Genomic DNA, 26168 nt, shown 5'->3' with positions numbered 1-26168 from the left:
ATTTTGTTGTTCGGCAAATCAGGCTTGGCCAGCGTGGCGCGCCACGGCGCGCGCCAGGAAATCGCGCACGCCGATCCACGATTGCTCGTCCGCCACGGCATTGGCCGCCGCTGTGCCGCCCGTGGTGCTGATGCGTCTGGATACCGGATGTGCATAGACCATCTGCGTGGTCGGCACATACGGGAAGAGGATGGCGTGGCCGGCTTGCTCGAAATCAAGGTGCTTGACGTCGTGCGCATGCCCGACCTCGGCCAGCTTGTCCGCCACCATGCGCGCATACAGGCTGGAAGGCCAGGAGCCATCGTCGGTGCCCGACAGCAGCATCACCGGCCCGCGGATCGCCTCCACGCGGATGCGGGCGCGCGCCACCGCTTCGGGGTCTTGCAGCGCGGTCAGGATGGCGCGTTCATGCCGATGAGGCGCCGGGCCTTCGTCAAAGGGCGCCCAGCTTGCCGTGCGGTTGTTCTCCCACACATGCGGCAGCGGCTTGCCGTGGTGCAGCCAGGCGGGACCTTCGCGGCCGATGGCGGGATCGGCGGCGTTCTGCGCGCTGTGCACCACCGCGCCGGGCACGTAGCCGATCACAGCCGAGACCAGCTCGGGGAAGGTTGCGCCCAGCAGCAGCACAAGCTCACCGCCGCGCGACTGGCCCGACAGCGCGATGAAGTCGCGCGCAGGCCGGACGTGCTCGCGGATCCAGTGCAGGCCGCGCTCGAAGTATTCCAGCGTCGTGTTGGAGATGTAGTCCGATAGCCCCGGCGCCTTGAAGTATGCCAATGCCAGCGCGGCATACCCGCGCGAGGCGTAGAGCGCGGCGCGCGGTTCGTTGATGCCGCCGCCAGAGCCGTTGAGCACCATCACCGCCGGATGCGGGCCGGGGCCCGCGGGCAGGTAAAGCGTGCCGACCAGCCCGTCCTCGCGCACTTCCCGGCGGGTCACGCCGGCAGCCGCCAGGCGCTGCACCAGTTCGCCGTGTGCTTGCGCGCCATCGGCCCGCACCGTGATCTCGGTCACGAGCGGCCGGGTGGCGTCAGCATGGAACTGCTCGCGGCTGTCGCTATCGACCGGGCGCTGGGACCACAGCAAGCCCATGGGGCTCACGCCCGAGTAGCTGCCCGACAGCGGCGCGTCGCGCTCCAGGTCCACGGTGCCGGCGGCGTCCGCCGCGAACGTGGCTTCGCTGGCCCAGGCAAGCTCCCGGCCGCGCAGCGTGCGCGTGGCGATGGCAATGGTTTCACCGGGACGCAGTCCCGACACGGAAATCCGCCGCGCGACGTCGATCAGGTCGTCGGCTGGGGTGATATGAAGCTGTGCCATGTTCGCCCGCCTTACTTGCCGTCGCGCGTGACCATCATCGCCGCGGTGCGGTCGCTGGTCATCGGCGCCACCTTCAGGCCCTTCCTGGCGGCCCAGATGTTCTGGTAGTGGTAGAGCGGCAGTACGCCCACATCGTCCGACACCAGCTTGACCGAGCGGCGCAGGATGGCCTCGCGCTTGGGCACATCGAACTCGGCGGTGGATTCATCCAGGGCCTTGTCCACGGCCGGGTTGCTGTAGTGGCCCCAGTTGGAGGCGCCCAGGCCCTTCTTGGCATCCACGGTGGCCAGCACGTTGACCAGCGCATAGCTGGCCTCGCCGGTGCCGTTGCCCCAGGCCAGCATGCTGAGCGCGTACTCGTTCTTGTTGGCGCGGCCGGAGTAGACCGACCAGGGCACCACTTCCACCTGGGTCTTGACGCCGATGCGAGTCCAGAACTGGGCAACCGCCTGCGCGGTCTCCGGGCCTTGCGGGTAGCGGTCGTTGGGCGCGTGGATGGTCAGCTTGAAACCATCCTTGAACCCGGCCTCGGCCAGCAGCTTCTTGGCCTGCTCCGGATCAAAGGGGATGTCCTTGACCTCCGGGTTGTAGCCGAAGGTGTTTTTCGGCATCCACTGGTTGGCCACGCTGGCGGTGTTCTGCAGGATGCGGCCCACCACCGCCTGCCGGTTGATGGCGAGCGATAGGGCGCGGCGCACACGTACATCCAGCAGCGGGTTCTTGTCCAGCGGCTTGCCGGCGTTGTCAGTGATGTACGGATTGGGGCCGGGCTTGAAGCTCGGCTGCAGCAGCATCACGCGCAGGCCGGCATAGGGAAACACGCTGATGTTGGGCGATTGCTTGAGCTTGGCCAGGTCCGACACCGAGACTTTGTCGATCACATCGACGTCGCCGGACAACAGCGCGGCGGTGCGCGCCGGCCCGTTGTTGATGTAGCGGTAGCTGACCTGCTGCCAGGCCGGCTTGCCGCCCCAGTAGCCATCATTGCGCGCCATCATCACGCGATCGCCCGGCGTATAGGAGATGAACTTGTACGGGCCGGTGCCGACCACGGCGCGGCCGCTGTTGTAGTCCTCGGTGCTGGACTTTTCGCCGACGTGCTTGCTGACGATGTGGATCGAGGCCAGGTTCAGGGGCAGATCCGGGTTCGGGATATTGGTCTTGATGACCAGGGTGTACGGATCCTTGGCATTCATCGACTCGATGGTGCGCAGGTAGCCCGCGTACGACGCCACGCTGCCCGGCACATTGCGCGCGCGCTGGTAGGAGAAGATCACGTCCTCCGCGCCGAAGGGCTTGCCGTCCTGCCACTTCACATCGCGGCGCAGCTTGAACTCCCAGGTCTTGTCGTCCAGCGCTTTCCACGACAGGGCCAGCCCCGGCTGCAGCTTGTTGTCCTTGTTCTCGATCAGCAGGTCCCAGAAATGCAGGTCGACGGAGCGGTCGCCGGCATGGTTGTTGAGCTGCGGGTCCAGCGACGAAAGCGGATCGGCAAAAGCGATCGACAGGGACTGCGCGGAGGCCGCGCCGGCGCAGAGCATGGCGGCAACGGTGGCGCTGATCGAGAGGGACAGCAGGCGTTTCATGAGCAGGTTTCCTCGGGGCGTGAGAAGGGTTGATAGGTGTGGCGCACATTGGCCAACAGTTAGCCAACGGATGGCCAACCGTTAGCCAGCCTCGTTCAGGTGGCAGGCGCTGAGATGGTTCACGGCGATGCCGCGCAGGCGCGGCACCTCGGTCCGGCAGCGCGCCATGGCATGCGGGCAGCGCGGATGGAAGTGGCAGCCCGGTGGCGGCGCCAGCGGGCTGGGGATCTCGCCTTTGATGGCGGTGAAGGTCTTGTGGCGCGAGTCCAGGCGCGGGATTTCCGCCAGCAGCGCCTGTGTGTACGGGTGGTTGGGCTGCCGGAAGATTTCTTCCGTCGGCGCGCTCTCCACCACGCGGCCCAGGTACATGATGACCACGCGGTCCGATACATGCTCGACCACGCCAAGGTCATGGCTGATAAAGAGATAGGTCAGGCCAAGCTGTTCGCGCAGGTCCATGAACAGGTTGAGCACCTGCGCCTGGATCGACACGTCCAGCGCGGCCACCGCTTCGTCGCACACCAGCAGTTCCGGCTGCACCGCCAGCGCGCGTGCAATGCCGATGCGCTGGCGCTGCCCGCCGCTGAACTGATGCGGGTAGCGCTGGCGCAGGGCCGGGTCCAGCCCGGCGCGCTCCAGTTGGGCACTGACATAGTCGTCGAAGCCGGCCGCATCCACCAGGCCGTGCAGGCGCGCGCCTTCTCCGACGATGCGGTCCACGCGCAGGCGCGGGTTGAGGCTGGCGTACGGATCCTGGAACACCATCTGGATCTTAAGCCGCAGTGCGCGGCGGGCGCTGGCGTCCAGGCCCTCGATGCTCTGGCCGTCCACCCGGATTTCCCCCGCCGAGGGTTGCAGCAGGCCGGCCACCATGCGGCCAAGCGTGGACTTGCCGCAGCCGGATTCGCCGACCAGGCCGACCACTTCGCCACGGCGGATCTGCAGGTCTACGCCGTCCACGGCGTGCGTGACCGGCGCGGGTACCGACCAGCCCATGCGCTGCAGCGCGCGGCCAATGCGGCCGGGATGCTGCTCGCCAAAGCGCTTGGCGAGATCGCGGGCATCGATCAGGGCGGGCAATTGCGGCTGCTCGCCGGCAGCGTGTTCAGTCGGCTTCATGCGAACTCCGCGGCAATGGCCGGTTGGCCCGGATGGAAGCAGCGCACCTGGCGCATGCCTTGCGGCGAGGTAATGGCAGGCGCCTGCGCGCACGCCTCGGAGACGCGCGGGCAGCGCGCCGCGAAGGCGCAGCCGGGCGGCATCGCCAGCAGGTTGGGCGTCATGCCGGGAATCTGGCGCAGCCGCTGGCCGCGCTTGTTCAGGCTGGGCAAGCTGCCGATCAGGCCGGCGGTGTAGGGGTGCAGTGGATGGTCCAGCACGGCATCGACCGGCCCTTGCTCGACGATGCGCCCGGCGTACATCACGGCGACCTCATCGGCCAGCCCGGCCACCACGGACAGGTCGTGCGTGATCCAGATCAGCGCGGTGCCATGCTGGCGCGCCAGCTTCTGCACCTCGGACAGGATCTGCGCCTGGATGGTGACGTCCAGCGCGGTGGTGGGCTCGTCGGCAATGATCAGGTCGGGCCGGTGCAGCATGGCGATGGCAATCGCCACGCGCTGGCGCATGCCGCCGGAGAGCTGGTGCGGATAGGCGCGCAGGCGCTCCTCCGGGCTGGGGATGCCCATCATGCCCAGCGTGTCGCGCGCCAGTTCGCGCGCCTGCTTGTGGCTCGCCGGGCTATGCGCGCGCACCGCCTCGATCATCTGGGCGTCCACCCGCATCACCGGGTTGAGTGTCATCATCGGATCCTGGAAGATCATCGCGATGCGGTTGCCCTGCAACTGGCGCAGCTGCGCAGGCCGCATGCCGGTCAGCTCGCGTCCCTGGAACAGGATCTCGCCGCCGATAACGCGTCCCGGCGGATCCACCAGGCCCATGATGGAAAACCCCGTGACCGATTTGCCGGAGCCGGATTCGCCCACCAGCCCGAGAATGCGCCCGCGCGGCACCGTGAAGGAGACGTCGTCGACTGCCGGCAGCACGCCGGCGCGGGTTTCGAAGTGCGTGCGCAGGTGGCGGACCTCCAGCGTCGGCACGGCGTTGTTGATGTCCGGCGCCGTCATTTCTGCAACCTCGGGTTGAGCACGTCGCGCAGGCGGTCGCCCACCAGGTTGGTGGCCACCACCGTGACCAGCAGCGCGATGCCGGGGAAGAAGCTGATCCAGTACTCGTCGGACAGCATGAACTGGTAGCCGTTGGCAATCAGCAGGCCCAGCGAGGGCTCGGTCACCGGCACGCCCAGGCCAAGGAACGACAGCGTGGCCTCCAGCGTGATGGCACGTGCCACCTGCAGCGAGGCAATCACGATCAGCGGCGGCAGGCAGTTCGGCAAGATATGGCCCACCACGATGCGCCAGTTGGAAATGCCCTGGCCGCGCGCCGCCTCCACGTACTCGCGCCGGCTTTCCACCAGCGCCTGGCCGCGCGCGGCGCGGGCGTAGTAGGCCCACTCCAGGATCACGAGCGTGAGCACCACATTGGTCACGCCCTTGCCGAGGAAGGCCAGGATCATCATCGCGACCAGGATCGACGGGAACGACAGCAGCAGGTCCACGGTGCGCATGATCATGCTGTCCACGCGGCCGCCGGCATAGGCGGCCAGCAGGCCGAGCAGGGTGCCAATGACGCCGGCGATCAGCGCGGACCCCACGCCCACGCTCAGGCTGATGCGCAGGCCGTAGAGGATGCCCGAGAAGATGTCGCGCCCCTGGCCGTCGGTGCCGAGCCAGTAGCTGTAGGTGCCGGTGCCGCTCGGCGTGCCGGGCGCGAGGCGCGCGTCCATGACGTCGAGCTGGAGCAGGTCATACGGATTCTGCGGGGTGACCAGCGGGGCGAAGACCGCGGCCAGCACCAGGGTCCCCAACAGCACCAGGCCAAACACGGCGGTGCGCGAGACGAAGAAATCCGCCGCCATGCGGCGCCACGGCGATTCGCGGCGCAGCGCCTGGGGCGCCGCCGGAGCGGCTGAGGCGGCTGTGGCGGGGTTGTCGATGGCGCTCATGTGGCGGCCTCCAGCCGCACGCGCGGGTCGAGCAGCTTGTAGAGAATGTCCACGATCAGGTTCAGCGTGACAAACAGGCACACCACCACGATCAGGTAGGAAACGATCACCGGGCGGTCGAGCGCGTTGATGCTGTCGAGGATCAGTTTGCCGGCGCCGGGCCAGGCGAAGATGCTCTCGGTCACCACCGCAAACGCAATCGTCGAGCCGAATTCCAGCCCCAGCACGGTGACCAGCGGAATCATCGTGTTGCGCAGCACATGGCCCAGCACCACGCGGATCGGCGACAAGCCCTTGGCGCGCGCGAACTTGACCCAGTCCTGCGGCAGCACCTCGCGCACGCCGGCGCGGGTCAGCCGCAGCACCAGCGACACCTTGAACAGCGACAGGTTGATGGCCGGCAGGATCAGGTGGCGCAGGCCGTCGGTGGTCAGCCACGACCACGGCACGCCCAGCCACTCGGCGGTGGCGCCGCGCCCGCCCGAGGGCAGCCAGCCCAGCCGCACGCTGAAGGCCATGATCAGCATCAGCCCGACCCAGAAGGTTGGCAGCGAGAAGCCGACGATGCTGCCGGTCATCAGCAAGCGCGAGACCGGATGCTCCGGATACAGCCCGGCAAAGAGGCCGCAGGGCACGCCCACCAGCACCGCCAGCAACAGCGCCGCCACGGCGAGCTCCAGCGTGGCGGGCAGCCGCTGCAGGATCAGCGCGATGGCGGGCACGTTATAGACAAAGCTGTTGCCCAGGTTGCCGTGCAGGGCGCCTTGCAGGAAGGCGAGATACTGGCGCCAGAGTGGCTGGTCCAGCCCTAGCCTGGCAATGATGCGCGCGCGCTCGACCTGGTCCACGTCCTGGCCGATCAGGATATCGACCGGGTTGCCGATCGCGTGCAGGCCGGCGAACACGATCACGGTCATCGCTAGCACTACCAGCAGCGATTGCGCCAGCCGCCTGGCCAGCCATCGGATCGGCCAGCGGCTCATGATGCGTTCGCCGCGTCGCTGGGCAGCGCCGGGGGTGGCCCGGCGGGGACCCACTCATCGCCGAACACCTCGGGCTCGTCGAAGGCTTCCATATTGGCGTAGTGCAGCGCCACGTCTTCCTGGTAAAGCAGTGCGGCGATGCCTTGGCCGAGGCGCCTGGCGCCGTCGCTGATGGCGGGGATGTCGCCCGATACCGTGCCGTGCGTCAGCGCCGCCGGATAGCAGAAGCAGTGGATGCGCGACAGGCCGGGGCATGCGTGCGTCGTCTTCTCCAGGAATTCGAAGGCCGGGCCAAGGTCCGGCGAGTCCGACAGTTCCTGGTCTTCCTGGCCCGCGGCCGGCGTGTAGCGGTCACGCCAATAGCGGATATGGCGGGCGAAGGCACCGAACTCCTCGCGCGTTTCCAGCGCGATGCGAAAGCCCGTGGAGAAGATCAGGAAATCCAGCTCGAACGCGCCCTTGGGCGTATGCACCAGCAGCGCGTCGCCGGCCTGTTCGATGCGCTCGATGGGGCAGGCGAGGTTGAAGCGCGCGTTCTCGTGCCGGGAGACGCGCAGCGTGCTGCCGCGCGGCGGTGGCACCTGCTGCGCGTTGATGTAGTGGCGGATGCGCCATTTCCAGTCATCCGGCAGGCTCGGGTGGCCGTGCGTGAGGCCGGGGTTGCCCGCGCCCTTGCCCTTGTTGACGCGCGGGATGTCGGCGCGCCGGATCAGCAGGTCCACGCTGGCCGCGCCCGCTTCCAGCGCGGTGGCGGCACTGTCCATGGCCGACGCGCCGGCGCCGATCACGCCCACGCGCTTGCCACGCAAGGTGTTGTAGTCGAACACATCGCTCGAGTGCGCCCAGCGCGAGCGCGGCAGGTCTTGCGCGAAGGGCGGCACATGCGCGCCGCCCAGGCCGTCGCGGCCGGTGGCCAGCACCACGCGGCGTGCCAGCACGCTGAGCGCGCCGGCGGGCGAGCGGATTTCCAGTGCCACCAGGCCATCGGGGCGGGGCACCACACGCTCGACCACATGTTCGTTGCGCACATCCAGGTCCAGCACCCGGCGGTACCAGCGCAGGTAATCCATCCATTGCAGGCGCGGGATCTTGTCCAGCGCTTCCCAGGCGTTGGTGCTGAACTGCGCCTCGAACCAGGCGCGGAAGGTCAGGGCGGGCAGGCCGAGCGCGGGGCCGGTGAGTTGCTTGGGCGAGCGCAGCGTTTCCATGCGCGCGGTGGTGGCCCAAGGGCCTTCGAAGCCTTCCGGCGAACGATCGAAGATGCGCGCGTTGATGCCCAGGTGCTTGAGCGTAGCCGCCGCGGCCATGCCGGCCATGCCGCCGCCGATCACGGCAACGTCCAGCACTGGCTCGCCGTCATGCGTGCGCGCCACGGTCCAGCTTTTGGCCGGGAGTTCCAGCCAGGACAGGTCCTGGCGCAGGCGCGCTTCCAGGGCGGCAAGGCCGGCGGCGTTGGCGGCGGCGGCCGGGAAGGTGTCAGCGGGCGAGTTCATAGGTCGGTGTGTTCCGTGTCGTAGGGCGTGCCGGCGGCCGGCTCGGTGGCGGTGGCGTCGCCATACAGCGCTTGCAGCAGCGCGCCGTGCTGTTCCGGGCCGCGTTGGGCGAAATCCGGCAGCAGTGCGCGGGCCGCGTCGGCCAGCGTGTCGATCAGCGCCAGCACCGCCACGCTGGCCGGCCTGGCCTGCGGGGTGATCACGCCAAAGTAAAAGGGAATGTCGGCATCGATCGGGCGCACCACGATATCGGCCAGCGGCACGCCGCGCGCGGTCACTGGCTCCAGCACGGCAATGCCCAGCCCGGCGCGCACGGCGGTGAGCGCATTGAGCGAGGAGTTGGTGTCGATCAGCGCGGCCGGCTCCACCCCGGCGCGGGCAAACGCCTCGTCCAGGCGGCGGCGCAGCCGGTAGGGATTCTGCATGGTGACGATGCGCCGGCCGCTGCAGGCGGACAGCGGAATCGTAGCCAGCGCCGCCAGGGGATCGTCGGCACGCACCGCAGCCACGCAGGCAGCTTGTCCGATCCAGTGCACGGTGACGCCGCGATGCTCCAGCGGCAGGCTGGTCAGGCCGATCTCGGCCGCGCCGGTCAGCACCGAATGCACGACTTTTTCGGGGGAGGCGCTATTGATGTGGATGTGGCTGGCGTGGGCTGCCCCGGCCGTCGCATGGTCCGGCTGGTGGCCGGCCAGGGCCAGGGGCAATAACCCAGCCGCCAGGGCCGGCGTGGCCGCGATCTGCAGCGAGCGGTTTTCCTCGCGGGCGATTTCGGCGGCGCGGGCGCGGATCTGCTGCAGGCCAACCAGCGCGTGCTCCACGTCCTCGTACAGCAGGAAGCCGCGCTCGGTCGGGCTGACGCGCGGCCCGCTGCGGGCGAACAGGGCAAAGCCGATCTCGCTTTCCAGCTCCTGGATCAGGCGCGTGATGGCCGGCTGGGAGCGCCCCAGCAGGCGCCCGGCGGCGGTCACGCTGCCGCTGGTCATGACTGCCGCGAAGGCTTCCAGTTGCCGGATTTCCATGGGGGCCCGAGTTGCTGATGCTATGTATGTGTTTTGTGGATTCTCGCCCCGCTAGCATTCGGATTGCAAATACTATTTTCGTATGTGCTCATGCGGCACAAAGTGGGTGCGCGCCGGCGTCGCCGTCGCGGCCATGCACGTATCATGTGATGAACCGGCCCAGCAGTCCGCGTGCCACGCACCATGCTCAGGAGAACGCTTCATTTGACCTTGCAACCCGGAATCCCCCGCCGTACCGAGCCTTGGCTGGCCTTGCTCCTGTGCTGGGCGTTGGCCGGTTTGTCGCTGCTGGCCACAGCCGGCACGGCCTGCGCCGATACCCTGCGGGTCGGCTCCAAGCGCTTTACCGAGTCCTACATCCTCGGGGAGGTGCTCACCCAGACCGCCGCGGCCCAAGCCAGTGCGCAGCACACGCCCGGCCTTGGTAATACGGCGATCGTGTTCGAGGCACTCAAGGCCGGCAGCATCGACCTCTATCCCGATTACACCGGCACCGTTTCCAGTGAAATCCTCAAGTTGCCCGCCGGCGCCAGCCTGGCGCAGATCAACCAGGCGCTGGCGCCGCTGGGCCTGGCGGCAGGGATTCCGCTTGGCTTCGAGAACACCTATGCGCTTGCCATGGAGGAGCACAAGGCCCGGCAACTCGGGCTGGCGGCGCTCGGCGACCTGGCCGCGCAACCGCAACTGCGCCTCGGGCTGTCGCATGAATTCCTGGGCCGGGCGGACGGCTGGCCCGGGCTGGCGCAGCGCTACGGCTTGCCCCAGCGGCCCCTGGGGCTGGACCACGGCGTGGCCTACGAAGCCCTGGCCAACGGGCAGGTCGACGCCATCGATATCTACTCCACCGATGCGAAGATCCGCAAATACGGCCTGCGCGTGCTGACGGACGACCGCCACTACTTTCCCCGCTATGACGCCGTGGTGCTGTACCGCCTGGACCTGCCACAGCGCTTCCCGGCCGCGTGGCGGGCATTGACGGGGCTGGCCGGCAAGGTGAGCGCGGCGGACATGATCGCCATGAATGCCGCAGCGGAACTGGATGGGCAATCCTTTGCCGCCGTGGCGCGGGCCTTCCTGGCGCATGGCAACGCCAGCGTGGCGGATGCAACGGCAAGCGCGCGGGCGGGCCTTGCTGGCACCTTGTTCGGGCGCGATACCTTGCGGCTGACCTGCCGCCACCTGGCCCTGGTGCTGGGCGCGGTTGGCGCGGCCAGCTTGCTGGGCGTGCCGCTTGGCATCGTCGCCGCGCGCCGGCAGCGGCTGGGGCAAGTGCTGATGGCCACGGTGAGCGTGCTGCAGACCGTGCCGTCGCTGGCCCTGCTGGCGATGCTGATCCCGCTGCTGGGGCGCATCGGCGTCTGGCCGGCGATGGTGGCGCTGTTCCTCTATGCACTGCTGCCCATCGTGCGCAACACGCTGACCGGCTTGCAGCAGGTGCCAGCCGGCATGCGCGAGGCAGCGCGCGCCCTGGGCTTCACGCCCGGCCAGGTGCTGCGCTATGTGGAGCTGCCGCTGTCGATGCCGGTGCTGCTGGCCGGCATCAAGACCGCCGCCATCATCAGCGTGGGCACCGCCACCATTGCCGCCTTTGTCGGTGCCGGCGGCTATGGCGAGCGCATCGCCACCGGGCTGGCGCTGAACGACCATGTGCTGCTGATGGCTGGCGCCATCCCGGCCGCGGTGCTTGCGCTGCTGGTGCAGGCCGGCTTCGAGCTGGGCGAATGGTATCTGGGCAGGCATGCCCGGGGCGGGACGGTAGCCTGACGCGCCCTATTGCAATTGCGCCTTCGCCAGCTCGCCCAGCTTGGCCACGGCGGCTTCCACGGCATCGCTCCACAGGTGGCCATAGTTCAGCCGGATGCAGTTGCGATAGCCTTGGCGCGCTGAAAAGATCGGGCCAGGCGCAATGCCGATGCCATGTTCCAGCGCCGCGCGATGCAGCGCCAGCGCATCGAATCCGGCCGCAAACTCCACCCACAGGAAGTACCCGCCGGCGGGCTGCGAGACCCGCACGTTCTCCGGGAAGTGCCGGCCGATGGCCGCGATCAGCTGGCCCTGCTGCATCTCCAGCAGATGGCGCAGGCGCCGCAGGTGCTTGTCGTAGCCGCCGTTCTGCAGGTACTCGGCCAGCGCCACCTGCGTGGGCACGCCCGCCGACAGCGTGGTCATCAGCCGCAGCCGCTTGATTGCCTCGCCATACCGCCCGGGGGCCACCCAGCCCACCCGGAATCCGGGCGCCAGCGTCTTGGAAAACGAGCTGCAGTGCATGACCAGCCCTTCCTGGTCGAAGGCCTTGGCGGGCAGGGGGCAGCGATTGCCGAAATACAGCTCGCCATAGACGTCATCCTCGATCAGCGGTACGTGGTGGCGCGCCAGCAAGGCTACCAGCGCCTGCTTCCTGGCTTCGGACATGCTCGCGCCCATTGGATTCTGGAACTGCGTCATGAACCAGCAGGCCTTGATCGGATGGCGCTGGAGCGCGGCATCCAGTGCGTCCAGGTCGATGCCTTCGCGCGGATCCACCGGGATCTCCACTGCCCGCAGGCGCAGCCGCTCCAGCGCCTGCAGCGCGGCATAGAAGCCGGGGGACTCGATCGCCACCACGTCGCCGGGCTGGGTCACCGCCATCAGGCACAGGTTCAGCGCTTCCAGCGCACCGTTGGTGACGATGATCTCGTCGGTGGGCTGCGGCGCGCCCGCGCCGAGGTAGCGCAGGCCGATCTGCTGGCGCAGGGCGAGGTGCCCGGCGGGCATGTCGTTGACGGAATACCAGGGATCGAGCTCGCGCCCAGCCCGGGCCAGCGATTTGCCCAGCCGCTCCCAGGGGTACAGCTCGGGCGAAGGGAAGGCCGAACCAAGCTGGATGAGCTGGGGATCGCGCGCCGCGTCCAGCACAGAGAAAACCAGCTTGGAAATATCAACGTCGGTCGAGACCTGGTGCGAGGGCCGCACAGCCGGTTGCGGCAGCGGCCGGCCGACCTGGCCGGTCACGTAGTAGCCGGAGCGCTCGCGTGCCCGCACCAAGCCACGCTCCTCCAGCCGGTAGTAAGCCTGGAACGCGGTGGCGGGGCTCACGCCGAACTGGGTCACGGTCTTGCGGATCGACGGCATCTTGGTGCCGGGCGGCAGGTTACCGTTGCGGATGTCCTTGGCCAGCGTTTCCGCCAGTTCTTCATAGCGCTTCATGGGGGCAGGGGGCGTTGCCGTGGCGTAGCGATGAGCGCAGTCTCAGGCGCTCAAACTGATACGCAAAATTATCGCAGATCTGATTCTGTTATTCCTTGCCAGCCGACGCCATAATCCCCCGTAACTACCAAAAGCCAAAGCGCCGCAAGGTCACGCGGCGGTTGGCAAGCATGTAAGGAAGAGCGAAATGAACCCCTTGAGATTGGTGCTGACGGTGTTGTGGGGATTCTTTGGCCTGCGCAAGGGCCAGGAACATATGCGCGACCTGCAGGCCGTGCGGCCAGTGCCGTTGATCCTGACGGGGGTGGCGCTGGCGGCGGGGCTGGTGCTGCTGCTCGTGTCGCTGGCGCACTGGGCGGTGACCCACGCCTGAGCCGCGAGCCCGCCAATTCCTCCCATGCCCAAGGGGCCATCCAGGCCCGCAACCACGAAGTACAGCCCGCCGCGTGCGGGCTGTGCACGCTCGCCGTACTGAATGCCATCGCGGCGCTTAAAACGATAATCAGCCCCATGAGCCTTGCCACAAGGCGGTTTTCCGCTACCGTTGCCTTTGCTGTCCTATTGCTGGCGCCATGCTTCGCGGCGGCAGCTGACGCCCCCGGTGCCGCGCAGATCGAGCGCGGCCGCTACCTGGCCAAGGTTGCCAATTGCGCGGCCTGCCACACCAGCGCCGGTGGCGCGCCGTTTGCCGGCGGCTTGCCGTTGAAGACCGGCGTTGGCACCGTCTACTCGACCAACATCACGCCGGACGTGGACAGTGGCATTGGCGCTTACTCGTTCGAGGAATTCGACCGCGCGCTGCGCGAGGGCGTGGCCAGGCATGGCAAGCGGCTGTATCCAGCCATGCCTTACCCGTCCTACGCCAAGCTCGCCGAGCCGGATGTGCAGGCGCTATACGCTTATCTGCGCACCGAAGTGAAAGCCGTGCGGCAACAAACCGCCGAGCCCGAGATGCGCTGGCCGTTTGGCATGCGCTGGCTGCTGCGCGTCTGGAACTGGCTGTTCCTGGAGTCTGGCCCGGTTCCTGCCAATGCGGGTCAGAGCGTCGCGTGGAATCGCGGGGCTTATCTGGTCCAGGCGGTGGCCCACTGCGGCGCATGCCACACGCCGCGCGGCATGCTGATGGCCGAGAAGGGACTGGACGAGCGCAGCCGGCACTTCCTGGCCGGCGCCAGTGTGGAAGGCTGGGCCTCCACCAACCTGCGCGGCGATCCGCGCACCGGGCTGGGCAGCTGGTCGCGCGAGGACATTGCCGAATACCTGCATACCGGCCGCAATGCGCATGCGACTTCCTTCGGGCCGATGTCCGAGGTGATTGCGTCGTCCACGCAGTTCATGACGCGCCCGGACCTGGACGCCGTTGCGGTGTACCTCAAGTCCGTGCCCGGCGCGCGCAGCGATGAAACGCCGTATGCCTATGACGCCAATACCACCGACACGCTTGCGCAGGGCCGTTTCGATGCTACCGGCGCGCGCCAGTACGCCGAGTTCTGCATGCCTTGCCACGGTGCCAACGGCAAGGGCTTTGCCCGCGTTTTCCCACCGCTGGCGGGCAATCCCACCGTGGTGGATCCCGATCCGTCCTCGCTGGCCAACCTGCTGCTCGATGGCGCCGTGACAGCGCACGTGGGCACCGCGGCCACCGATTACCACATGCCCGGCTATGGCTGGACGCTGGACAACCAGGAACTGGCGAATGTGCTGACCTTTATCCGCACAGGCTGGGGCAACCAGGCCAGCCCGGTCAAGGAAGCGGCTGTCGCCGCCCGCCGCGCCGCGCTCGGGCGCCAGCGCGACACCGCCGAATCCCGTTGAGCCCGCGCGCCACCTACTTCAAGCGAATCCTATTGCCATGACCATCACGCGCAGAGATTTCCTTAACGGCGCCGCGCTCACCATTGCCGCGGGGCTGGCGCCGTCCCAGCTTTTGCAGGCCGCCGAACGCGGTGCCGGCTACCCGCCCGCGCTGACCGGGCTGCGCGGCAACCATGCGGGCACCTATACGCTCGCGCACAGCCTGGCGCGTGAGGGCGCCAAGTATCCCGCCGTCATGGCGCGCGAAGTCTACGACCTGGTGGTGGTGGGTGGCGGACTCAGCGGGCTGGCAGCAGCGTGGTTCTACCAGCGCCGCTTTGGCGCCGGCAAGCGCATCCTGATCCTGGACAACCACGACGATTTCGGCGGGCACGCCAAGCGCAACGAGTTCACCGTGCGCGGGCAGAAACTGGTGACGTACGGCGGCAGCGCCGAGATGCCATCGACCGCGCTGGACAGCCGCGCGGTGGCCACGCTGCTGGCCGGCCTCGGTGTAGACGCAAAGCGCCATCAAGCCGCCGAACGCGACCCATACCGCGAGCTGGGCATGGGCCGCTCGGTGTTCTTCGACCAGGAGCATTTCGGCCGGGACCAGTTGCTTGCCGGCGATCCGTTTGCGGGGCTGATCGATGGCCGTAATGGGATAGCTGCGCAGGGGATAGCCGCACAGGGGATAGGCACGCAGCCTGTGGATGCCGCCGCCTTCAAAGCCTTCCTCGACAAGGCGCCGTTGCCCCAGCAAGACCGCGCTGCGCTGGCGCGGCTGGCCGACGGCGGCACGGATTACCTGGCCGGCATGAGCGAAAGCGAGCGGCTGGCCTACCTGAAGCGCACCAGCTACGCGGCGTTCCTGCGCGAGAAGGCCGGCCTGGGGCTGGATGGACAGCGCTTTTTCCGCAGCCGCAGCAACGATGCCTATGCGCTCGACGCCGACGGCGTATCCGTGTTCGACGCGCTGGCCATTGGCCTGCCGGCGGGCAAGAACATGCCACCGCCCAGCCTGAATCCGCGCCTTGGCAAGTCGCCCGCGTCAAAGCTCTGGTTTGCCGACGGCAACGCCACGCTGGCGCGGCTGCTGGTGCAGAACCTGGTCCCGGGCGTGGCAAGCATCGCCAGCCCCGATGCCATCGGCGCGGCCAGCTTCGACTACAGCCGGCTCGATGCCGAAGATGCAAGGGTGAGGGTGCGGCTGAACAGCACAGCCATCGCCATCGAGCCCGACCAGCGCATCACGCGCGTGACCTACGGCTGGAATGGGAACCTGCACCGGGTCGAAGCCGCGCATGTAGTGCTGGCAGGCTACAACATGATGATCCCGTTCATCATGCCCGGCCTGCCGGACGCGCAAAAGCAAGCTTTGCGCGCCGACGTGAAGGCGCCCGTGGTCTACACCAAGGTGGCGCTGGACAACTGGCGTGCCTTCGAGGCGCTCAAGACCAGCCGCATCCACGCGCCGGCCATGGCCTACACCGACCTGTGGCTGGAGAAGCCAGCCGGCGCGCGTCCGGCAGATCCGGTGGTGCTGCATATGCTCTATGTGCCCACCGTGCCGGACAGCGGCATGCAGGCGCGCGAGCGCTTTCGCGCGGGGCGCGCCTTCTTGCTGGGTACGCCGTTCAGCGAACTGGAGAAGGGCGTGCGCAGCCAGCTCGATCGCATGCTGGCGCCAGGCGGCTTTGCCGGCAAGGACGTCATCCGGGGCATCACCGTCAACCGTTGGGCACACGGTTACAGCTATATGCCCAACAGCTTGTTCGAGGAAGAAGCGGCGGCGCAGGCCGTGCTGGATCGCTCGCGCGCCCGCGCTGGCAATGTGGTGATCGCCAATAGCGATAGCGCGGGCAGCCCGTCGTTGACGTCCGCCATTGATCAGGCGTGGAGGGCGGTGGGCGAGTTGGCTGGCTGATGTGGAGGCGGCAGCGGTTGTTCAGCGCTGCCGTGGTCGCGACGCGAGGTAGTCGCGCTGGAAGGCGCACATGCGCAGTGCGTTGTGATACGCGCCATAGCTGAAGAATTCTTCCCGCAGCTCGCCCTCACGCTGGAAGCCGCATTTCTCGTAGATGTGGATCGCCTTTTCGTTCTGCACGTCCACGATCAGGAACAGCTTGTGGAGGTTCAGCACCATGAAGGCGTAGTCCATGGCAAGCCGCGTGGCCGTGCTGGCATAGCCGCGGCCCTGGCTGGCGGGTGCCACGATGATCTGGAACTCGCCGCGCCGGTGGATATGGTTCAACTCCATCAGCTCGACCAGGCCGACGGCCTCGCCTTCCAGGTTCTCGCAGATAAAGCGGCGCTCGCGCTGGTCGTGCACGTGGCGGTCATATAGCTGCGACAGCTCGGTGAAGGTCTCGTACGGCTCCTCGAACCAGTAACGCATGATCTTGGCGTCGTTGTTGAGGCTGTGGACGAAATGCAGATGGCTGCGCTCCAGCGGGCGCAGGAGCAGGTTCTGGCCGGTTTCGGTCACCATCGGTGGGCCTTTCTTGATTGTTCTTCGATTGATGGGTCGGCCCAAGCCATCATGGATCGGTTGGAGACACAAGACTGGCCGGGCGAAGGTCTTTTGGACTCGCCCGGCTATGGGCGGGTTCCAGTGTAATGCGGGCACGTTCAGGCGCAAAGCTTGAAGTGACTGGTGTGGGGCGGAGCGCATCAGGCCGGAATGCCAAACAAGCGGCGGCTGTTGCGGGTGCACTGATCCGCCACTTCGCGCATGCTCAGCCCCTTCAGCTCGGCGACCGCTTGCGCGATCCAGGGAAGATTGGCGGGCTCGTTGTAAGGCCGCCGGTTCTTGTGGTTTTTCGGGCCGAGATAGGGCGCGTCCGTCTCCAGGTGCAGGTGCTCGAGCGGGATGGCTTGCACGGCCTCCCGCAGGGCCTGGCCGCGCTTGATATCCGTGACCCAGCCGGTGATGCCGATGTCCAGGCCTAGCGCTACGAAAGCGGCTGCCTCATCGGTTGCGCCGGTGAAGCAGTGCACCACGCCGTGGGCGCCCGCGCGCACGGCGGGTGCGACCATGGCGTAGAAATCGTCGAAGGCGTCCCGGCAATGAAGGAACAGCGGCTTCTTCCAGCGCACCGCCGCTTCGAGTTGTGCCTCGAAGGCGTGGCGCTGGTCGGCTGGCGTAGAGAAGTTGCGGTTGTAGTCCAGCCCGCATTCCCCGATTGCCACCACATCAGGGCTCTCCCAAAGCGCCTGGAGGGACTGCAGGACCGCTGGCGACCAGTCCTTGGCGGTGTGCGGGTGGATGCCGGCCGTGGCAAAGAGGAAATGGGGATGCCGGCTGGCCAGGTCGCGTGCCTTTCGGCTTGATTCCAGCGAGGTGCCGGTGGCAAGGATGCCGACCACGCCCGCTGCTGTAGCGCGCTCCAGGATCACGGCGGTGTGCGGGGCAATCTGAGACGAGTGAAAGTTCACGCCAATGTCGATCAGGTGCATGTCTCTGGCTAAGGGATGGGGTGGCTGGTGGTTCGACAGGTATGCAGTCTAACCGCTTAAATACCGTGCCTGTGCAGCCCTATTAATGTTCCATATATAGAACATTAATAGGGAATTGGCAGTTATTGTTCTATATGCGGAACATTATCTTGATCCATTCTTCTGTTTCATATACAGTACATTAAATGCATTTCAAGGCTTAATGTTTTATAGGTGGCATATGAATCTCGCCGAACTGGGGGAGGCCTTTAAGCACGCCAGGCTTCTTGCCAACAAAACCCAACAGGAAGTCGCGGACGCCAGCGGGGTGCCGCGTGCGCGGATCAGCCGGTTCGAGACCGGCGGCTTGCCGGAGCTGGGCGCCGTGAAGCTGCTGAGCCTGTTTGAAGCCGTCGGGCTTGAGCTGCTCGCACGGCCCGCCGGCCACCGAAGGACCCTTGACGACGTGCTGGCAGAGTCCGAAACAGGCAATGCCGCTGCGGGAGACCTCCGCCGGCGGGTCAGGCATGCCCATAGCAAGCCCCAGGCAGCCACGGGGAGGGCGGATGAGCGCTAAGGTACTGGACGTCTACGTGAATGCAACGCCAGTGGGCACCCTGGTCGAAGAGGCGCGCGCGAGCGTTTTCACCTACCTGCCAGACGTACAGGCGCACAACCTCGTCTCACTCCTGCTCCCAGCGCGGGCAGAGTCATATAAATGGGCTGCCGGATTGCTGCCTTTTTTTCAGATGAACCTGCCTGAAGGGTACAAAAAAGACCTGGTGCGCCGAAAACTTGGCGCCCATGCCGACGTGAGCGACCAGGGCCTGTTGGCACTGACCGGCGCGAACGGAATCGGCAGGGTCAGGGTGGTGCCCCGTGGCGTATCGGTGGACGCCCCCGCCTCCAACCTGGACATGGCGAGCCTGCTTGCCGCAACAGGCTCACGGGACAACCTGTTGCGGCAGCTGGAAGCCGGTATTACCGATGGGGTCTCTGGCGTCATGCCGAAGCTGCTTGCCAGGCCAGAGGACAAGGCCACGGTCTGGACCGATGAGTTCATCCTGAAAACCGGTCCGGCCGACTTGCCCGGCCTGTCTGTCAATGAATTCCTGTGCCTGGAGGTCGCGCGGCATGCGGGCCTGGAGGTCCCCGAGACACAACTCTCGGAGGACGGGGAGGTGCTGGCCATCCGGCGTTTCGACCGGCTGGCCAACGGGGGCCGCCTGGCGGTCGAGGATTTCTGCGCACTCAAGGGGCTGGATCCCGTCAATAAGTACAAAGGCAGCCTTGAGGACCTGGCCAAACTGTCGTCGATTTACATCAGTGCCCCGCATCGCAAGGACAGCGCGAGGCGGCTGTTTACGCTGCTGCTCGTGAACTATGCGCTGCGCAATGCAGACGCGCACTTGAAAAACTTCGCAGTGGTCTATACCTCCGTAGAGGACGTGCGGCTGGCGCCGGTTTACGACATCGTCACGGTGACGGCCTACCCCGAGTACCAGGCAGATATTCCGGGGCTGCCGTTGGCCGGCAAGCGGACCTGGGCATCCGGGCAGTGGTTGACCCAATACGGGGGGGCCCGGTTGTCGCTGTCCCGGACCGACATGGCGGCGTGCGCGGCGCAGGTGACCGAGGCGGTTCGAAAAGTGCTGCCGATGGTAGCTGAGTGCGCTGGCCGGTACCCGGAGTTCCGGGAAATCGCCAAGCGGATGCTGGCGGCATGGGCGCAAGGGCTGGAGGACATCAAGCCGGATGCACGGCCGGGGAAATCGGCACCCGCCCCATTAAGGGAAGAAGCCGGCCTTTCCGGGCCCGGTAGCCTGGCTGGCAAGAAAAAAACAAATCTGTATGTAAATCCTGACGGTGCTTTCGGTCACAAGGCCCGATGAGGTCATATGGAATCTTTGCGTCACATATTGCGGGTAATTCTCCCGGTTTGTGCGTGAAAATAGGGCTATTGCCTAGCATGGAGTGACATGGCAACGCAAATTTAAGAGGGGTTGAAGGGCCTCGGCGATGCGGTAAAAAACTTTTAGCACGTGCTGCGTCGCACCAACGAATGTAGAATATCGCCCTTTGGCCTAAACGAGCGCGGACCACCATACTGGAAGAACCCGGTAGTGGTGGCGTCAGCCATGCATCTCTCGACAGGTACCCATCCTGTGACGGCTTTGACAGCCAGAGGTGCGTTGGGTGTACCCTCGTACGGGCAACAGCAACAGTTAAGAAGTAATTCAGCAAGGGAGCAGCAGTTAATGGCGAGTGGCGCACAACGGACGGTGGCAGAAACAAAGACAGCATTGACCGGCAAAAAGCCTGTCGGCAGGGGTGCGGCGTCCACGACTCAAGCTGATCCCGCAACCGAAGCAACGGAACGCAGCCAGCAGCTGCGCGCGCTGATCCAGCTGGGCAGGGAGCGAGGCTACCTGACGCACGCGGACATCAGCGACCATTTGCAGGGCAATTTCACGGACACCGCGGCGATGGAGAGCATCGTCAGCACGTTCGCCGAAATGGGCGTGACGATCTATGAGCAGACGCCGGACGCTGAAGCGCTGCTGCTGCGCGACAGCGCGGTCGCCGCATCTGACGACCAGGCCGATGAAGAGGCGGAAGTTGCGCTCTCGACGGTTGACTCGGAATTTGGCCGCACCACCGATCCGGTGCGGATGTACATGCGGGAAATGAGCTCGGCAACGCTGCTGACCCGCAAGCAGGAAGTCGAGATCGCCAAGCGCATCGAGGACGGCCTGAACCGCATGGTGCATGCCATCGCTGCCTGCCCGTCCACCATTGCGACGATTCTTGAGCTGTCGGAGCGGGTCGCCCGCGACGAAACGCGTATCGATGAGCTCGTCGACGGCCTGATCGAAGGGGAAGGCGAAGTCGCCGAAGCCGAGGAAGACACCAGCCGCGACGAAGTCGTCGCCGAGGATGAGAGCGCCTCGGACGAGCCCGTCGACGAAGGTGCGGCCGCGCAAGCCAACGAAACCGCCAGCCTGGCCAAGCTGCGTGACGATTGCCTGACCCGCTTCGCTCGCGTGGCCAATCATTTCGAAGCCATGCGCAAGGCCTACACCGCCCACGGCGTGGAGTCCGAAGGCTTCCTCGTGGCACAGCTCGCGGTTCGGGAGGAGCTCAAGTCGATCCGCTTTACCGCAAAGACCATCGAGCGCCTGTGCGCCGATGTGCAGACGGTGGTGGAAGAAGTACGCGTGGTCGAGCGCCAGATCCTGCAACTGATGGTCGAGCGTTGCGGCATGCCCCGTGAGGAGTTCATCGAACGCTTTCCGGGCAACGAGACCAATCTCGCCTGGGGCCGTGCGATCGCCGGCGAGTCGCGTTCGTACAGTGACTCCGTTTCCCGCAGCTTGCCGGACCTCGAAGCGCATCAGCAAAAGCTGATCGACATCCACGCCCGCGTGGTGCTGCCGCTGTCGGAACTGAAGCTGGTGAATCGCCAGATGCTGGCAGCCGAGCGGCAGATGCGCCAGGCCAAGCACGAGATGACGCAGGCCAACCTGCGCCTGGTCATCTCGATCGCCAAGAAGTACGTGAACCGCGGCATGCAGTTCCTGGACCTGATCCAGGAAGGCAACATTGGCTTGATGAAGGCGGTCGACAAGTTCGAGTACCGCCGCGGCTGGAAATTCTCCACCTATGCAACCTGGTGGGTTCGCCAGGCCGTGACGCGCGCGATCGCCGACCAGGCCCGGACCATCCGGGTGCCGGTGCACATGATCGAGACGATCAACAAGCTCAACCGGATCTCGCGCGAAATCATGCAGCGCACCGGCAAGGCTGCGGATCCCGCTGCTCTGGCCGAGCGCATGGAGATGCCCGAAGAGAAGGTCCGCTCGATCATGAAGATCGCGAAGGAACCGGTTTCGATGGAAACGCCGGTTGGCGAAGACGGTGACACGAGCCTGGGCGACATGATTGCCGACTCCGACACCGCGTCCCCCGCCGAAGCCGCGTTGCACGCTAGCCTGCGCGCCACTGTGCGCGAGATGCTCGACGACCTGACGCCGCGCGAGGCCAAGGTGCTGCGCATGCGTTTTGGCATCGACATGTCGACCGACTACACGCTGGAAGAAGTCGGCAAGCAGTTCGATGTGACGCGCGAACGGATTCGCCAGATCGAAAGCAAGGCGATGAAGAAGATGCGCCATCCCAGCCGCGCGGACCATCTGAAGGCGTTCCTGAAGGAAGGCTAATCAGGGTTCTGCCCCGGCGCGTGCCGGGCGAAGGCTGGTCGAAGGGGGTTACGGCAAAGTTAAAAGCCGTAGCCCCCTTTGCTATTTCAGCCAGGCAAGTACGTCTTCCACATGACGAGGGCGCCAAGGTTCAAGGCAACGGTGCCCCAGAAAACCAGCTGGAACTCTTGCTTCCGATTCTTGTGGCGCAGCAGGTGCTGCGCGGCAAGCGCGCCCGGCCAGCCTCCGCACAGCGCCAGGAAGTGCAGCCTGGCCTCGGGCGTGCGCCAAGCATCGTGTTTGGCGCTGTTCTTGTCGAGCACGTAGGCAAGGAACGCAACGGCACTCATCACAAGGCTGACGAGGCCTGCATATCGTGGCAGGTATCCGCTAAGGGCGCCGCCCGCAATGGCCATCAGCGCCGCTGCCGCCAGGAAGGCAGGCAACAGGTTTGGCCGGCTCACCTGGCTTCGCCCCTTCGGCGCGCCCAGTATCGAGACGCTGGTGGCTCGCATGCGGCCGTCCTTGTCCTTGCCTAGTTCAAACGTCACGCGGTCGCCAGCCTTGGGCTGGACGGCACGGTGCTGCAACGCGGTGATGTGAAAGAAGATGTCTTTCAAGTCCGCATGGATATCGATGAAGCCGTAGCCCTTGTCGGCATGCCAGGATTTGACGCGGCCCGCTTTTTTCATTTTTGCTTGTCCATCGGCGATGCGCATTCTAGCTACCCCTTGATGTGCATGGTCATTGATCCTGCTTTGTGCCCCAGCCCAGCCGGTGGCGCTCCTGCGTGGCCTGGTGCCGCGCATCGTCTTCCGCATGCAGGTATGCGCTGGTTGTGGCGATGGACGCGTGCCCGAAATTGTCCCGCACGAAGCGCAGGTCGACCTGCCGATCCGTCATATGCGACCCGGCTGTGTGGCGCAGCCAGTGTGCCGAGGCGCCGGCCAGCACCTCGGCACGGCTTGCCCATTCGGGGCCGCGCGCGCGCAACTGCTCTGCCGCCAGCCCGAAGATCTCCTTGAGCACCAAATGCAGCGCGCCACGCGACAGGGCGCGCTCGCGCCCGATCACGGGCAGCACAATGGGGCGATCCTCGCCGGGGCTTGGCGCAGACGGCAGACCGTGGGCGTTGCGGTAACGCGCCAGCTCCGCCATTAGCTCATCGGTGGCCGGCACTAGCCGCGTCTTGTTGCCCTTGCCTGTCACCTCCATCCACCACCGCTCCAGGCCCTGGCTGTCGCGCCGACAGAAAAACGCCCCCATGCGCGTGCTGGCCACTTCCGCTGCACGCAAGCCACCGAGATACAGCACGGTCAGCAGCCAACGGCAACGCGCCGCGTGCAGGCGGTCGCGCTCGGTCTCGACCGGCATGGCAGCGGTGGCGTCCTTGACCGCTTGCCACATGTCGTGGCTCAGGTAGCGGGTAATACGCGGCTTGGGCAGGCTGCGCCGGCTGCGCGCCAGCGACAGTGGGTTGCCGGCCAGGTAGCCCGCGTCGACCAGCCAGGCGAACAAGCCATTGAGGATCACCATGGTGTGCCGCGCACTGACTGGGGAGAGCGGCCCGGCAAACGGCCGCCACTCGGGCGCACCACGCGCTAGTTTCTTGCGCGACGCCATCACCCAGCGCCAGGCTGGCTGCGGGTCGGCCAGGAAGCGTTCGTACACCAGTAAATCCTCATGGGTCAGCGACGACAGCGGCTTGCCATGCTGCATCACGGCCCATAGCAGTAGCCGCTCTACCTCGCGCCGATAGGTTTGCAGGGTAGTGGGCGTGTCGGCATAGCGCGCCAGCCAGGCAGTCACCGCGGCCAAATCCTCCGCGGCCGAGATCTGCGGGGTGCCGCCGCGCGCCCTGTTGGTGCCGGCGGCGCCGGATAGCTCGGCGGGCACGCGCAAGCGCTCGATCGGGGTGGCCGGCAGGGTGGCGAGGGGCAGTTGGCTGGATTCCATGGGTGAGGCGTGAGTCTCGTTCTCAAATTAGGCGTAATTATAGACAGAACAACAGTTATGTCTAAAGATTGCCTGTTTATTCATGAAATATTACGTATTACGTAGTAATATTTATAAATTGCCGGAACCTCTCCAAAACTCATGACCACTAGCCCAGAAACCACGGCAAACGAGCAAATCCTGCAGGCTGACATCGTCAAACTGCGCGAACGCTTCCCGGAAACACGTGCTCTCTATCGAGAGGTGTGTGGATTGCTGTTCTTCCGCTACGGCATCACGCCCACCGCCAACAAGCTCTACGGGCTGGTGCGCAAGGGCAGCATGGGCACACCGACCGAGGTGCTGGCGCAGTTCTGGCAAGACATGCGCGACAAGATGCGCGTGACCATCGCCCACCCCGAGTTGCCGGACGCACTCAAGCAGATCGCCGCCGATGCCGTGCAGTCGATCTGGCAAGCCGCCAACGAGGCTGCCGCCGGCGAACTGGCATCGCTGCGCGTGGAGGCCCGACACCAGGCGAGCGAGGCCGAAGCGCAACGCGACCAGGCGCGGGCCGCTCTGGTGGTGGCCGAGCAGGAGAAAGCCGTCGTGCAAGCTGAACTCGGCGCCGCCCGGCAAGCGCGTGTGGCGCTACAAGGGGAACTGGAAGCCGAGCGCCAGGCCCACGCAGCCGCGCGGGCGCGCCAAGAGGAGGGCAAGCGCCAGATCGAGGCGCTCGAGCGCCACTTGGGCGAAATGCATGCACAGTTCTCGACGGACCTGGAGCGCACCCACGAGCAGGTCGCGGTGGCGCAGGAACGGGCCAGCGCCACCGAGCGCCGCGCGCTGCGCGAGATTGATCAGGAGCGCACGCTGCGGCAGAAGGCAGAGCAGGTGGTGGGGGAGTTGCGCTCCGGGATGGCCGCGGCGCAGGTGAGGGCGCAAGACGCGGCCGTCGCGGGCGCGGAGGAGCGGGTGCGCTTGCAGGCCGAGCGCGACACGCTCAGCCGGCGGTGGGTGGAGGCGCAGCAGGCGCTAGCGGAGGGGGAAGTGGCGCGGGAGCGCTTACGGGCCGAAATCGAGGTGGCGCTGCGGCGGGCCGAGCGTGCGCAAGCCGAGGCCACCGCGACGCGCCGCCTGATGACGGCCAGGCGCCTGGCGCCGGTGACGCGCACCAAGTTCAAGCCCGGGCCGGCTTGAGAGCCCGCTGCGATCGACGCGTTTGGTTTCGAGCTACTTGGCCAGCTAGCGCGAGTTGCCGGCGGGTAAAGCCTGCGGAGCGCCGCGTGAAGGCGGATGGCGGATTATTTTTTCGGCGGCGCTGCGCTGAACGTCTTGTTGGCGATCTTCCAGACGCCGTCGATTTCCAGGAGCGTCATGTAGTCCGTGAAGGTCACTTCCGGATACTCCAGCACGACCTTGGCAGTGCCGGCGTTGCCGGTGACGTCGAAATGCGTGATGTAGCGCTTGCGTTGTGCTTCATCTGCCGCGGGCTGGCCCTGGAAGCGCGCGGAAAACTCATCGAGGGTCAAGGCGTGCAACTTTCCCTCGCGAAACGAGATGATCCTGGCATCCGGGTGGAACGCCTTGCGCATGTATTCCGCATTGCCGGTGATGTGGGCTTGCAGGTAGTTCTCGATCGGCTCAAGAGCGGCTACGTGTTGTGATGTCATGCCGGGGGTGCTGAATGTCATGTTGTCTCCAGATCTATGAATCCGCCTGGCGGTGGCCTGAATGGCGGGCGTCAAACCATGCAATTGCATTCTATTATTGCATACAATATGTTCGGCTCGGGGATCCGCGCCGTTCGGCTCTGGCCGGAGCCCGTCGCGCAGGCGGTCGGTGCCCCCATCGTCATTGCCCCCCATCGTCATTGCACAAGTGCTGTGCGGTGACCTTCATCCCGCGGCGACAAAGCTTGGGGCAAAAAATCTTGGAAAAAACTTGCCAGCGTTGCGCGAACGACCTAGTATTCGCTCCCTTCGCGGCAGGAGGCTCAGCTTCAGGGCAGGGCGGTAGAGTTCGCGGGGCTGCTAGTGGGGAAGGTGAGTAATAGGCAGAGCGAAACTTGCCCGAGCAAGAAAAGATTAAAAAAGTATTGATGAAACGCAGATAATTCTTTATAGTCTCGTTCCTTCGCTGCAGCAAACG

Annotated in this window: 22 protein-coding genes; 8 read left to right on the top strand and 14 right to left on the bottom strand. The window is 66.1% G+C overall.

All coding sequences use genetic code 11. The features are described 5' to 3' along the window. Positions 1-18 precede the first annotated feature (18 nt). The 8 genes from AC1Q7Q_RS34610 to AC1Q7Q_RS34575 form a co-directional block, all read right to left on the bottom strand. Entirely contained in the window at positions 19-1317 is a 1299-nt protein-coding gene (locus AC1Q7Q_RS34610) for an acyl-CoA thioester hydrolase/BAAT C-terminal domain-containing protein (RefSeq protein WP_492374842.1), read from the bottom strand. A gap of 11 nt (positions 1318-1328) precedes the next feature. Further along, positions 1329-2903: an ABC transporter substrate-binding protein gene (locus AC1Q7Q_RS34605; protein ID WP_492374841.1), complete on the bottom strand. Its 1575-nt coding sequence runs from the start codon at positions 2901-2903 to the stop codon at positions 1329-1331. Between the two features lie 81 nt (positions 2904-2984). Further along, positions 2985-4022: an ABC transporter ATP-binding protein gene (locus AC1Q7Q_RS34600; protein ID WP_492374840.1), complete on the bottom strand. Its 1038-nt coding sequence runs from the start codon at positions 4020-4022 to the stop codon at positions 2985-2987. Next, positions 4019-5029 (bottom strand): ABC transporter ATP-binding protein, encoded by a 1011-nt coding sequence (locus AC1Q7Q_RS34595; protein ID WP_492374839.1) that lies wholly within the window; start codon positions 5027-5029, stop codon positions 4019-4021. Before AC1Q7Q_RS34595 ends, AC1Q7Q_RS34600 begins: the two co-directional genes overlap by 4 nt. Next, entirely contained in the window at positions 5026-5967 is a 942-nt protein-coding gene (locus AC1Q7Q_RS34590) for an ABC transporter permease (protein WP_492374838.1), read from the bottom strand. Before AC1Q7Q_RS34590 ends, AC1Q7Q_RS34595 begins: the two co-directional genes overlap by 4 nt. Beyond that, a complete protein-coding gene (locus tag AC1Q7Q_RS34585; RefSeq protein ID WP_150990222.1) occupies positions 5964-6950 on the bottom strand; it encodes an ABC transporter permease in 987 nt (328 codons plus the stop codon). The genes AC1Q7Q_RS34590 and AC1Q7Q_RS34585 overlap by 4 nt, the downstream gene beginning before the upstream one ends. After that, the gene (locus AC1Q7Q_RS34580; RefSeq protein WP_492374837.1) at positions 6947-8443 is read right to left on the bottom strand and encodes an NAD(P)-binding domain-containing protein; all 1497 of its coding nucleotides are present in this window, start codon (positions 8441-8443) and stop codon (positions 6947-6949) included. Before AC1Q7Q_RS34580 ends, AC1Q7Q_RS34585 begins: the two co-directional genes overlap by 4 nt. Then, positions 8440-9465, bottom strand: coding sequence for a LysR family transcriptional regulator (locus AC1Q7Q_RS34575; RefSeq protein WP_492374836.1), 1026 nt, complete (start codon positions 9463-9465; stop codon positions 8440-8442). The genes AC1Q7Q_RS34580 and AC1Q7Q_RS34575 overlap by 4 nt, the downstream gene beginning before the upstream one ends. A 258-nt stretch (positions 9466-9723) precedes the next feature. Here AC1Q7Q_RS34575 and AC1Q7Q_RS34570 point away from each other — a divergent pair, with 258 nt between their 5' ends. Then, positions 9724-11229: a glycine betaine ABC transporter substrate-binding protein gene (locus AC1Q7Q_RS34570; protein ID WP_492374856.1), complete on the top strand. Its 1506-nt coding sequence runs from the start codon at positions 9724-9726 to the stop codon at positions 11227-11229. A 6-nt stretch (positions 11230-11235) separates the two neighbouring features. Here the strand turns inward: AC1Q7Q_RS34570 and AC1Q7Q_RS34565 are convergent, their stop codons facing one another. Beyond that, a complete protein-coding gene (locus tag AC1Q7Q_RS34565) occupies positions 11236-12651 on the bottom strand; it encodes an aminotransferase-like domain-containing protein (RefSeq protein ID WP_492374835.1) in 1416 nt (471 codons plus the stop codon). A gap of 187 nt (positions 12652-12838) precedes the next feature. Here AC1Q7Q_RS34565 and AC1Q7Q_RS34560 point away from each other — a divergent pair, with 187 nt between their 5' ends. The 3 genes from AC1Q7Q_RS34560 (at position 12839) to AC1Q7Q_RS34550 (ending at position 16372) form a co-directional block, all read left to right on the top strand. Next, the gene (locus AC1Q7Q_RS34560) at positions 12839-13024 is read left to right on the top strand and encodes a DUF2970 domain-containing protein (RefSeq protein WP_150990214.1); all 186 of its coding nucleotides are present in this window, start codon (positions 12839-12841) and stop codon (positions 13022-13024) included. Positions 13025-13161: 137 nt separating this feature from the next. After that, positions 13162-14466, top strand: a complete 1305-nt coding sequence (locus AC1Q7Q_RS34555; protein ID WP_492374834.1) for a cytochrome c — start codon at positions 13162-13164, stop codon at positions 14464-14466. Positions 14467-14503: 37 nt separating this feature from the next. Beyond that, positions 14504-16372, top strand: coding sequence for a flavin monoamine oxidase family protein (locus AC1Q7Q_RS34550; protein ID WP_492374833.1), 1869 nt, complete (start codon positions 14504-14506; stop codon positions 16370-16372). A gap of 21 nt (positions 16373-16393) precedes the next feature. On the opposite strand, the gene speG is transcribed toward AC1Q7Q_RS34550, so the two are convergent. Next, positions 16394-16936 carry a spermidine N1-acetyltransferase gene (speG, locus tag AC1Q7Q_RS34545; RefSeq protein ID WP_150990208.1) on the bottom strand — a complete coding sequence of 181 codons (543 nt, stop codon included), beginning with the start codon at positions 16934-16936 and terminating at the stop codon, positions 16394-16396. Positions 16937-17118: 182 nt separating this feature from the next. After that, positions 17119-17904, bottom strand: coding sequence for a TatD family hydrolase (locus tag AC1Q7Q_RS34540; RefSeq protein WP_492374832.1), 786 nt, complete (start codon positions 17902-17904; stop codon positions 17119-17121). Between the two features lie 220 nt (positions 17905-18124). On the opposite strand from AC1Q7Q_RS34540, the gene AC1Q7Q_RS34535 reads away from it, so the two are divergent. The 3 genes from AC1Q7Q_RS34535 to rpoD all read left to right on the top strand — a co-directional run bounded on the left by AC1Q7Q_RS34535 (position 18125) and on the right by rpoD (position 22103). Next, a complete protein-coding gene (locus AC1Q7Q_RS34535; protein WP_492374831.1) occupies positions 18125-18460 on the top strand; it encodes a helix-turn-helix domain-containing protein in 336 nt (111 codons plus the stop codon). Next, positions 18450-19775 carry a type II toxin-antitoxin system HipA family toxin gene (locus AC1Q7Q_RS34530; protein WP_492374830.1) on the top strand — a complete coding sequence of 442 codons (1326 nt, stop codon included), beginning with the start codon at positions 18450-18452 and terminating at the stop codon, positions 19773-19775. The genes AC1Q7Q_RS34535 and AC1Q7Q_RS34530 overlap by 11 nt, the downstream gene beginning before the upstream one ends. Positions 19776-20141: 366 nt before the next feature. Further along, positions 20142-22103, top strand: coding sequence for an RNA polymerase sigma factor RpoD (gene rpoD / locus AC1Q7Q_RS34525; protein ID WP_253932086.1), 1962 nt, complete (start codon positions 20142-20144; stop codon positions 22101-22103). Between the two features lie 86 nt (positions 22104-22189). Here the strand turns inward: rpoD and AC1Q7Q_RS34520 are convergent, their stop codons facing one another. Both AC1Q7Q_RS34520 and AC1Q7Q_RS34515 read right to left on the bottom strand, forming a co-directional pair. After that, the gene (locus AC1Q7Q_RS34520) at positions 22190-22774 is read right to left on the bottom strand and encodes a DUF1294 domain-containing protein (protein WP_492374829.1); all 585 of its coding nucleotides are present in this window, start codon (positions 22772-22774) and stop codon (positions 22190-22192) included. Between the two features lie 52 nt (positions 22775-22826). Further along, positions 22827-24038 (bottom strand): tyrosine-type recombinase/integrase, encoded by a 1212-nt coding sequence (locus AC1Q7Q_RS34515; protein WP_492374828.1) that lies wholly within the window; start codon positions 24036-24038, stop codon positions 22827-22829. 141 nt (positions 24039-24179) lie between these two features. On the opposite strand from AC1Q7Q_RS34515, the gene AC1Q7Q_RS34510 reads away from it, so the two are divergent. Further along, the gene (locus AC1Q7Q_RS34510) at positions 24180-25217 is read left to right on the top strand and encodes a DNA-binding protein (RefSeq protein ID WP_492374827.1); all 1038 of its coding nucleotides are present in this window, start codon (positions 24180-24182) and stop codon (positions 25215-25217) included. Between the two features lie 104 nt (positions 25218-25321). Here AC1Q7Q_RS34510 and AC1Q7Q_RS34505 read toward each other — a convergent pair whose 3' ends face one another. After that, positions 25322-25711, bottom strand: a complete 390-nt coding sequence (locus AC1Q7Q_RS34505; protein WP_416048614.1) for a nuclear transport factor 2 family protein — start codon at positions 25709-25711, stop codon at positions 25322-25324. Positions 25712-26168: the final 457 nt, after the last annotated feature.

The sequence above is a fragment of the Cupriavidus sp. GW823-FHT07A04 genome, from assembly GCF_058794615.1.
Note: the sequence above shows the minus strand (reverse complement) of the source record. Positions and strands in the feature narration are given on the sequence as shown.